Below are 429 nucleotides of genomic sequence, written 5' to 3' on the forward strand. Positions count from 1 at the left end.
CCTTTCGCACCACCTTCAACGCCGTAGGCACGAGTCCCCCGACCGGTGCGAAGATGATCGAGGCATCGAGCATGACGGGCGGGTGCTCGTCCGAGCCTCCCGCCCAGACGGCGCCGAGACCGAGTGCGAAGCGTTGCGCGGCCTGATCGCCGGGGCGCGAGAACGCATAGATGTCACGGCCCTGCCAACGACAGATCTGCGCAATGATATGTGCCGCCGCACCGAACCCGTAAAGCCCGATCCTCTTGCCGTCGCCGGCCTTCTTCAGCGAACGCCAGCCGATCAGGCCAGCACAAAGAAGCGGGGCAAGGGCGACGGGATCGGCCTGGCTGTCGAGCACGAAGGCATAATCGGCATCCGCAACGACATGGGTCGCAAAGCCTCCGTCGCGGGTATAGCCGGTAAACTGCGGCTGATCGCAAAGATTTT

General features: G+C 64.1%; 1 protein-coding gene. It reads right to left on the reverse strand.

Annotation, left to right across the window (positions count from 1 at the left end):
• Positions 1-429: MDR/zinc-dependent alcohol dehydrogenase-like family protein (locus tag AC5ZGW_RS47180; protein ID WP_496114278.1), on the reverse strand; the 429-nt coding region annotated here is incomplete at both ends.

Source organism: Bradyrhizobium sp. Crot121 (genome assembly GCF_059512385.1).